Origin of the sequence: Litoribacterium kuwaitense (genome assembly GCF_011058155.1) — a bacterium.
Taxonomy (GTDB): Bacteria; Bacillota; Bacilli; order Bacillales; family DSM-28697; genus Litoribacterium; species Litoribacterium kuwaitense.
On record NZ_JAALFC010000068.1, the window covers coordinates 1 to 9,366 of the forward strand.

Below are 9,366 nucleotides of genomic sequence, written 5' to 3' on the forward strand. Positions count from 1 at the left end.
ATGAATTGTAAGTGAGTCCTTTGCCTGTTTCCTTGTATGTATCGTTCCAACGTGCTAAAAAGTGATTATATACGTAACGAGAACAACCAATCGTCTTTGTGATGAAGATTTCTTGTTCTTTGTTTGGGTAGATACGGAATTTGTATGCTTTGTTGACCAACATTGCTTTTCACCTCATTTTAGACCTTGACTTTCGATATACTTTTTAACTACGTTGATGGGAGAGCCACCAGTCGTTAGTAGACAAAAACTTCTTGACCAAAACATTTCTTTCCATAATTTTTTTCTTACTTGTGGAAAGTCCTTTTTAATCATTCGAGAACTTACTCTTGTAAGCATTAATGAACTTTGATAATTCAGTGTTTGGATGTGCTTTGAATAGAATGTGAATATGATCAAAATCATGATTCCACTCAACTAATGATATGTTGTATTTCTTGCCTAACTTTACAAACATATCTTTTGCATAGTCATACATGTCGTCGTCAAAGACTTTTCTACGGTATTTAACAACGAGTACAAGGTGGTAGTACATCAAGAATACTGATGATTATGACCATCTATTTTCATCGAAATCTCAGCTTTTCTTTTGTATTAGACTGATGATATCATAGCACAAAAAAGAAACAACTTTTAGGCTGATGCCTAACCGACATTCATCTCCCACTTACTCATTGGACAACCTCCTAACATTCCTTGAAGTGGGCGTCTTCTGTCAGAAAACGATATCTGCGGTCGATCGTTGAATACAAGCTCAAACCTCTAATTCACTCTGATATTTGTTTTGTAGCACCTGTGATCATGTGGGGACTGGAACTGAATTGTCTTGATGCGGATATTCTTAAGCTTACATCTTTTTCTCCCTTAAAGACATACTAAACCTGAAAAGCCGATTCGTCACATTCCTTTCAAACATCAAAAGCATGTCATCGTCTAACGTGTGCTATCATACAGGTAGAAAGGGGAGGAATGTATGTCGTATCAAGAGTCCACACAAAAGAAGAAACGAAATTATATTCCTTTGATTATTATAATAAGTGTTGTCGTGAATGGTCTTGTCATTGTGCTATCTGGGCTTCCAGCATATGAGGGCGATATTCCGTTTGATGTGCATATTTTACCGATGATGAATGCCATTTTTAACAGCTTTACATTTATTTTCTTAGTCATCGCCTTAATTGCGATCATGAAGAAAAATGTAACACTTCATCGCCGTTTTATTTATGCCGCATTTACGACGACAGCGTTATTTCTCGTAACCTACGTGACGTACCACTTCTTGTCTGCGTCCACGTCACACGGTGGTTCTGGATTTATGGCAGGTCTTTACTACTTCATTTTAATCACCCATATCGTATTAGCCGCTGTCATCGTACCGCTCGTTTTGATTACCGTGACACGTGCGTGGAATATGGAATATGCAAAGCACCGAAAAATTGCCCGCTGGACGATGCCGCTCTGGCTGTACGTCAGCTTGACGGGTGTGCTCGTCTACGTATTGATTTCGCCATATTATTAAACGAAAGGCGTTTCCTTGAAAGTTTAAGGGAATGCCTTTTTTGATGTTCTGCCAACAATGGATTAATCGTACCGTTTACCCCTTAAGTAACCTCGTAAACTAGAATAAATATTAATATAATGATGGGAAGGCTTTAGTAATCAACCGGTCGGTCGTTGTGACCGGTGCTTGTCGTAAATTGCTCATGTCGAAAGTATAGGAAGATATTTAAAGAATTGTTATCATATAGGTGGAAAAGAAAGGAGGATGGATAAACGTGAGTGACGATTTTAAAAGTAAACTGGAAGCATATAAAAAGGACGAACTGACAGAAACTGAATTAGAAGATTTTGAAAAAGAGTTAGAAAAACTAGAAGAATCCCAACGTTTTCTCGAAGAAAATAACATTGAGCAGACAAAAGATGCGTACGTCGGTGAAAAAAAATGGTGGCGTCGGAAAGGGTCAGGTATATTTAAAACGGCTTTTTCTATTATAGGTATGATTCTAATATTTACTGTTGTCTCCACTGTGTTCACAACGGTCTACTATTCATGGGGAGAGCCGGATCGAATCGACGTGTACAGAAACGTCATTGACCATACGTTTACCATTACCGACCCCTATGGATATTTAGGTGGAACAAGTACAAATGTTCATCCATTTTTTCGTATGGAAGCCACTCGCGATATTAAAAAGAAAGTTGGCGATGAAAATATAAAAGCGGGTGAAATGACAGTCAACGTCCTTTTTTCAAAGATGTTTTACCCAGTCAAAGAGTACGCAGGAAAGATATCGGACAATAAGCCGTCCTTTTCATACCCTAGCACTGGGGGACGAAATGAATCAGCTTGGAATCAGTTAGACCAGCTTCCTGAAGGAACGGTTGTCTCAGCTTATGTATCTTTTGCTCAGTTATTAGAAACAAATGAGGTTTTTCAACGTTTTGCAGAAAAAGAGATGGATCTCATTTGGATGGCTGTTGACACTGGTGTAGAAGAGGATGAGAAAATAATTCATGAACCAATTGGTTTTCCGAATTCGCCAATCTGGCATGATGATGACATGATTGTCACGTCAAGAGAAGAGAAAAAGGGGTTATTCGGTCGTCGGGTTGTATCGGAAGGCAGTGTTTCTCCGTCGTATACTGAAGGTGATCATGAAATGCTCCACCGGCAATTTTTAAAAACACTGTCTTTCCTAGAAACGTATGAACGAAAAGCAAGTGACCTTTATTTTGGGAACTTAAACCTTTCCGAACGGATGGATTACCTTGACATGAATGGATTTCAGCATTACGGCGTCGTCATTACTGGGCCAACAAAAGACATTTTACAGCTGAAAGAAGAACCGTGGATAAGAGAATTAGCCGTTGATGAGGTGAGATTCTGGAATTGGAGGGAGTGAAGCTGCCTCTTTTTTATTTTGCGCTATATTGACCTTTAGGTGGACAACATGAATCTATCCATAGGGTATTTAGCTTTGTCACAGTCAAAATCAATGTCAAAAGCTGGGCTGTCTCATGAATAGGTGGTTGAGGCGGCGGGCATGACATACGCGTGTTTGTTTACGAGTGCTTCTATAAGGATGACGAGGGATCACGTAAAAACAAAACGTTAAAGGCAAAAACGATCCCAGCTTAACTAGTTTCTCGAAAATTTATCAATTTACGCAGCGATTTCCGAACAAAAGAGCTTCATTCTCTTGCCATTTTAGAAGGTGTAAGGGAAAGGAAAGTCGAATGGTGGAGAAAGGCATTTTGATCGCATGTGCTTTCCGTTGTTTTGCGTGAGAACATCTTAGACGAGGGGGGAGAAGTTATGGAAGCTCGTTGCATTACATATGACACCTACGGCAAACCGTGTGACGTGCTGCAATTGGAATATAAGCGGATTGAACCCCCTAAAGACCATGAACTTCTCGTTCGCATGCTAACAAGGCCGATCAATCCTTCTGATGTGATTCCGATTTATGGCGCTTATGCTCATCGCTCAGCTTTACCTGCGATTCCTGGCTATGAGGGCGTTGGCGTCGTCGAGGATGTCGGGGCTCGTGTGTCGAAGCAATGGATTGGTCAGCGTGTCCTTCCATTGTGCGGTGAAGGGACGTGGCAGGACTTCGTACGCTGCCCGAGTCATTGGGCTGTTGCTGTCCCTGACGTCGTTTCAAATACGGTCGCTGCGCAAGCGTATATCAATCCAGTGACGGCTTGGCTTATTTGCACTGAGAAGCTCGCTTTACAACCCAATGACGTGCTGTTGGTCAATGCGTGTAGCTCCGCCATCGGCCATCTGTTTGCGCAACTTGCAACGATCATCGGTTTTAAGCTCATTGCAGTAACAAGGCATTCTCGTCATACCGACCTTTTGCTTCGTTTAGGTGCTAATGTTGTGATTGATACGTCTAAAGGCTCAATGTATGAGGCTGTGATGAAACATACAAATGGACGAGGCGCCGATGCGGCAATTGATCTAGTCGGAGGCTCTGCAGGAAATGCATTGGCTTTCTCTGTTCGTCCGGGTGGCCGTTATCTCGCCATCGGTTTGTTATCTGGTCAGCCGGTAAACTGGGCAGACATTCAGACGAAGGCGCGCGTACAGCAAAGCATCTTCCATTTGCGTCATTGGCAACATCGTGTATCGGTAGAGCGTTGGCACGCAACATTTGACAGTTTAATGCGGCTGATTGCTGAAGGTAGGCTGCAATTCAAAGGGAGTGGCGCGCAATTCAACCTTTACGATGTGGCGCAGGCAATCAGAGCGTTTGAAAACCCTGAAACGAACCGTAAAGGTAAAGTGTTTTTACAAGGGTAAGTTAGCTGCGAGACAGTGGCAGCTTTGCGTTTTCGTTACATTACATAAACTGGGGAGGGTTTGGTTATGACGGTTGAGCTTTTAGTTGATGCACAGGCGGCACTTGGTGAAGGTCCTTGCTGGAATGAAAAAGAACAGAAGCTGTATTGGGTCAATATTTTAGGAAAAAGTATTCATCGCTATGATCCGGAAACGGACAAACAAGAAGCAATGGACGTAGGGCAGATGGTCGGAGCCATTGCGCCGTGCAAGGACGGGCGTGTCGTTTTAGCAATGCAGGATGGCTTTTTTATGTGTGATTGGGAGACACAGTCATTAGAAGCATTTGGTGATCCAGAGAGTCATTTACCAGACAACCGTTTTAATGACGGGAAATGTGATCCAGCAGGTCGGTTTTGGGCGGGAACGATGCGGTTAAAAGAGGATGCGCGTGGACACGGGGCACTTTACTGCCTCGAGCCATCTTTAGACATAAAGAAAAAGTTGGATAACATCGGCACGTCCAATGGCATCGCTTGGTCGCCTGATGCGAAAAAAATGTATTATATCGACACGCCGACACAGCAGGTCGTTGCCTATGATTACGACATTCATACTGGTGCGATCACGAATGGTGAGGCCATTATTACGATTGCCAGAGGTGCCGGATTTCCGGATGGGATGACCATTGATGCGGAAGGCAACTTGTGGATTGCCCATTGGGGAGGGAGCGGTATCTCGCATTGGAATCCGCAAACGGGAAAGCAATTGGACTTTATCGACGTTCCTGCGTTGAATGTCACATCGTGTGTTTTTGGTGGCCCTGATTTAAAGACACTCTATATTACGTCGGCACGCACTGGTACAAGTGCAGCCGATTTAAAGCAATTTCCTCACGCTGGCGGAGTGTTTACTTTGGAGGCGGATGTTAAGGGAAGCCCTACGTACACGTTTGGATAATGTCATATGAAAAAGCGAAGCTGCTCCTGCGAATTGGGAGCGGTTTTTTGTCTAAGTCAGTGACGTCTTTAGAGTAAAAAAAAGGTTTTACGTGAGTCGCATTGATCGATTGCCGTAGCTTCAAGGTCGTTTGCGGTCTTGAAGCTAAAGCGTCAGGCGGGAGGTCATAAGCATCTTTAGCGAGGCACGCCTTTTCATAAGCAGGCGCCACTGGAAAGTAGGCAACTGTAGCGTTCGTTCTTTGGTTGCTTAAGCCAGTGAGCCATAAAACGTGAGCTTGCCGTGAATGAAGTTATTTGGATATCCAAGAAGGCTGTTCCTCTGCTTGGACATGGATTTGTACCCTAGACAAAGACAAAGTACTTTTCTTTAGCTTGATTCGTATAATATTTGTCATTTTATTCTTTAAAACTAATGATATTAGTTTTATAATGAAGATATAAAAAGGAGGCGATTTTTTGAACATAACAACAGACGGAATGCTGCATCAACTGACCTTTTTTCCGACGTTATTTCCCGTCAACTGTTATATCTATGAGGAATCCGACGAACTCACATTAATTGACGCGGCGCTGCCAGGAAGTGCGCAGGCGATTCAAAGCGTTGTGACGAAACTTCAAAAACCACTTACGACAATTGTTTTAACGCACGCTCACTCTGATCATATCGGAGCACTTGAGAAACTGAGCGAAGCGTATCCAAATGCATCGATTTGTATGTCGGAGCGGGATGCTCGCCTGTTAAAAGGAGATCGTTCTACCTTGCCAGGTGAGCCTGAGGACAGTGTCGTTCGGGGTGGTTTACCTAAACAGATGATCGTTCGGCCAGATCGCTTGATCAATGAGGGCGATCGAATTGGCAGTTTCGAAGTGGTTTCCTCACCTGGGCATACGCCAGGGTCGATTTCCTTGTGGAACAAAGCATCCCGGCAATTAATTGTCGGTGATGCGTTTCAAGTGCGCGGTGGCGTCGCTGTATCCGGTGTTCTCAAATTACGATTTCCGTTTCCAGCGCTGGCGACGTGGCACGGGCCAACGGCGTTACAGTCGGCTCAACGTTTACTTTCATTAAAACCAGAGCTCCTCGCTGTAGGACATGGTAGCATGGTCCGTGAACCGTATGAAAAAATGAAAAAAGCTGTTGCTCAAGGAGAAGCAAAATGGGGAGGGGCGTCATGATGACACCACGCGTCGGTTTAGATCATGAGCGGCTTGTATCTGAGGCGCTAAAACTGTTAAATGATGAAGGGGAGACGGGCTTGTCGATGGCAGCATTAGCCAGACGGCTCGGCGTTCGACCGGCATCGCTGTATAACCATGTAGACAGCCTTGGTGCGTTACGAAAGCAATTAGCGATTTACAGTCACCACGCATTAAAAGCATTTTTAAAACGTGAAAGTGCTGGGTTGGAAGGCGATGAAGCCATTCGAGCGATGGCGAACGCTTTTGCGACGTTTGCGCACACTTCGCCAGGTCAGTTTTTGCTGTTTCAATGTCTCCTGAAATCCACGATCCGGACGTGCAAAGGGTCGCCCAGGAAACAGTGGAGCTTTTTCAGAAGCAGCTGGCAGTGTATCGGCTTGGTGTTGACATGGAGGTTCATTTCATTCGGGGGCTTCGCAGTGCTGTTTACGGCTTTTTGCATTTAGAACGCTGGCAGGCGTTTGGCTACCCGATTTCAACTGAGAAAAGCTTTCAGCTCATGATTGACACGTGGCTTGCGGGCGTGCATAAACTAGCAGAGGGTTAGACGAGTGTTATTTACTTTGCTGTTTTTCTGCTGCGAGCCATACGAGATAGTCGCGCATCTGTCCTAGTTCTTCTTGTGGTAATGACGCCCAAGTGTCTACATCTAAAAAGGACGTGTCGTCATCTCCTGCAAACAGTTGCTTTTCCAGGCGATTCCATAACACTTCTTCAGTGGTGGTTTGCTCAGTTTGTAATAATTCATCTAGTGAGACGTTAAACACATCCGCCATTGCAATTAACGTCGGTAAAATAGGCAGTCGATTGCCTTTTTCGTACCCCCAAATGGACATATGAGACACGTAGACTTTTTCCCCAAGCTCTTCTTGAGTCCATTGCTTTGCTTTCCGTAGTTGTTTAATCCGTTCTCCGAGCTCCATGATTGTTCTCTTCCTTTCTATGCATATGTAACCGCCAGCGTAGATAGCTAAGTGCAGCATATGTATCTTTTTCAGATAATTCCCCCCATAATTTAGGTGAGAATGGTGAAGGCTGTTGCTTGCCAATAAAATATTGGTTTAAACGTGAGAATTGATCAGCTGGCCGGATGGGTAAATGGGGGGCGGATGAACGCCCTGCTAAATAATCCAATGAGACATTTAATTCGTTGGCCATATATATAAACCGTTGGATTTCAGGTGTTTTTCTACTTGTCTCGTATTGGCTAATGGTTGCTTTTGAGACTTTTAGAAAGTTTGCTAACTCCTCCTGACTCCAGCCGCGGCTCTTGCGAATCTCGCGGAGCCGTTCGGCAAAAGACGTTTTCATAGCATCGACTCCTTATAAAAGGGTTAAAAATCAATATTCTGGAACAATCTCTTACTTCCTGCAACAGTCGTGTCAGTTATAAGTATACTTAGGGTAAAAGAAGAGCTGAGCTATTGTGGCTTTTTGTGTACCAATAAGGGAATTATCAATTGAAATTATAAATAATAGTAACTATAATAACGGTGTGCTATAGCGTTGATCAACGGTGCACGAAGTTTATAACGTGAAAGGGGACAACGTATTTGTTTAGGTGGAAGCGTTCTCTATTCTTTTTAGTTGTGTTGCTCCTATTGGCTGCCTGCCAATCTCAGCCAGCAGAGACAGAGGCTACAAATGAAGAAGCGGCAAGTGAAGAGCCGATTACGCTTCATTTTGCAGGGATTAAAACGTATGCACAAGATTCATGGACTGATCTGATTGCGGAATTTGAAGCTGAAAATCCTGAGATCAAAGTCGAAGTGAATCAAATGCCTGCGCCGGCGATGAGTACGGAGATCCATCAATATCTCGTAACGTCACTGCAATCAAAGCAAAATGAGATTGATGTTTTTACCGGTGATGTCATCTGGGTTCCGGAATTTGCAGCAGCGGGCTGGGTCGAACCAGCAGATCAATATGTCGAAAAATCGGAGTATTATGATGGTGTTGTTGAAGCGTTGACATATGATGGACAACTGATGGCGGTACCATGGTACGTAGACGGTGGACTGCTGTACTATCGGAAGGACTTGCTAGACAAGCATGGATATGACGTTCCGGAAACATGGGAGGAGTTATTGCAAACCGCTGAAGCGATCCAGGCAAGTGAAGGGGACCCTGATCTGGAACAGTTCGTTTGGCAGGCAAAACAATCTGAAGTACTCGTCTGTAATTTTGTCGAGTATTTACGCTCGACAGGGAGTTCTCTTTTAGATGAAAATGGACAGCCGACGATCGATACGCCTGAAATGAACCAAACGCTTGATCTGATGAAGCAAACTCTTGATAACGGTCATTCGCCTGAGGCTATTCTGACGTTTGATGAAGAGCCAAGCCGTACGGTGTTTACAGATGGCAATGCCATTTTCATGCGTAATTGGACGTACGCTTGGTCGTCTGCCCAAGATGAAGAGCAGTCAAATGTCGTTGGGAAAGTAGGCGTTGCGCCGTTGCCGCGTTTTGATAACGGGCAGAGTGCCTCTACAATGGGAGGCTATCAGTTTATGGTAGCGAAAGATGCTGAGCATAAAGAGGCTGCATTTAAGCTGGCCAACTTTCTTTCGAGTGAACAAAGTCAGTTGCAGTATGCCGAAGATCTCGCCTTTAGCCCGACGAGACCGAGTGTGCTAGAAAACGAAAGATTGCAAGAGACCAATCCATTTTTGACAGAGCTTGATGATGTTTTCCGCGGCGTCGTGCCGAGACCTGTCAGCCCAGACTATCCAAAATCTCATTGGCCCTTCAGTCTAGCTTATCTGCCGTCCTCGCCGGTCAGCTATCGATTGAAGAGGGCATTGAGCAGATGGAAAAAGAAGTGAGGGAAATTACCGAAGGATCTTAACGTAAAAAGGAGAGGACTTCGTGAAAAAATGGAGATTGGCGCTGTGTCCATCATGCAGAAAGGGA

10 protein-coding genes and 2 pseudogenes are annotated in these 9,366 nt (G+C 44.2%); 8 read left to right on the plus strand and 4 right to left on the minus strand.

Annotation, left to right across the window (positions count from 1 at the left end; translation table 11 throughout):
• Together G4V62_RS18305 and tnpA are read right to left on the minus strand one after the other, a co-directional pair.
• The coding region (locus G4V62_RS18305) for a helix-turn-helix domain-containing protein (protein WP_165204983.1) at positions 1-163 on the minus strand (163 nt) is incomplete at its 3' end.
• Positions 164-174: 11 nt separating this feature from the next.
• Positions 175-570: pseudogene (gene tnpA / locus G4V62_RS18310) on the minus strand (IS200/IS605 family transposase).
• A 403-nt stretch (positions 571-973) separates the two neighbouring features.
• Between tnpA and G4V62_RS18315 the strand changes: the two are divergent.
• The 7 genes and pseudogenes from G4V62_RS18315 to G4V62_RS20955 all read left to right on the plus strand — a co-directional run bounded on the left by G4V62_RS18315 (position 974) and on the right by G4V62_RS20955 (position 6,997).
• Complete coding sequence (locus G4V62_RS18315; protein WP_165204984.1) at positions 974-1,519, plus strand: DUF420 domain-containing protein; 546 nt, start codon at positions 974-976, stop codon at positions 1,517-1,519.
• A 256-nt stretch (positions 1,520-1,775) separates the two neighbouring features.
• A complete protein-coding gene (locus G4V62_RS18320) occupies positions 1,776-2,903 on the plus strand; it encodes an anti-sigma factor (protein WP_165204985.1) in 1,128 nt (375 codons plus the stop codon).
• Between the two features lie 413 nt (positions 2,904-3,316).
• The gene (locus G4V62_RS18325; protein ID WP_165204986.1) at positions 3,317-4,309 is read left to right on the plus strand and encodes a zinc-dependent alcohol dehydrogenase family protein; all 993 of its coding nucleotides are present in this window, start codon (positions 3,317-3,319) and stop codon (positions 4,307-4,309) included.
• Between the two features lie 60 nt (positions 4,310-4,369).
• Entirely contained in the window at positions 4,370-5,248 is an 879-nt protein-coding gene (locus tag G4V62_RS18330; protein WP_165204987.1) for an SMP-30/gluconolactonase/LRE family protein, read from the plus strand.
• A gap of 458 nt (positions 5,249-5,706) precedes the next feature.
• Positions 5,707-6,426 (plus strand): MBL fold metallo-hydrolase, encoded by a 720-nt coding sequence (locus G4V62_RS18335; protein ID WP_246218529.1) that lies wholly within the window; start codon positions 5,707-5,709, stop codon positions 6,424-6,426.
• Positions 6,426-6,554: pseudogene (locus G4V62_RS20950) on the plus strand (TetR family transcriptional regulator); the annotation flags it as partial. The gene G4V62_RS18335 and the pseudogene G4V62_RS20950, both read left to right, overlap by 1 nt.
• A gap of 185 nt (positions 6,555-6,739) precedes the next feature.
• Complete coding sequence (locus G4V62_RS20955; protein WP_376768331.1) at positions 6,740-6,997, plus strand: TetR-like C-terminal domain-containing protein; 258 nt, start codon at positions 6,740-6,742, stop codon at positions 6,995-6,997.
• A 7-nt stretch (positions 6,998-7,004) separates the two neighbouring features.
• On the opposite strand, the gene G4V62_RS18350 is transcribed toward G4V62_RS20955, so the two are convergent.
• Both G4V62_RS18350 and G4V62_RS18355 read right to left on the minus strand, forming a co-directional pair.
• Positions 7,005-7,373, minus strand: coding sequence for a helix-turn-helix domain-containing protein (locus tag G4V62_RS18350; RefSeq protein WP_165204993.1), 369 nt, complete (start codon positions 7,371-7,373; stop codon positions 7,005-7,007).
• Positions 7,351-7,761, minus strand: a complete 411-nt coding sequence (locus G4V62_RS18355) for a helix-turn-helix domain-containing protein (RefSeq protein ID WP_165204995.1) — start codon at positions 7,759-7,761, stop codon at positions 7,351-7,353. The genes G4V62_RS18350 and G4V62_RS18355 overlap by 23 nt, the downstream gene beginning before the upstream one ends.
• 242 nt (positions 7,762-8,003) lie before the next feature.
• On the opposite strand from G4V62_RS18355, the gene G4V62_RS18360 reads away from it, so the two are divergent.
• A complete protein-coding gene (locus G4V62_RS18360; protein WP_165204997.1) occupies positions 8,004-9,278 on the plus strand; it encodes an ABC transporter substrate-binding protein in 1,275 nt (424 codons plus the stop codon).
• Positions 9,279-9,366 lie beyond the last annotated feature (88 nt).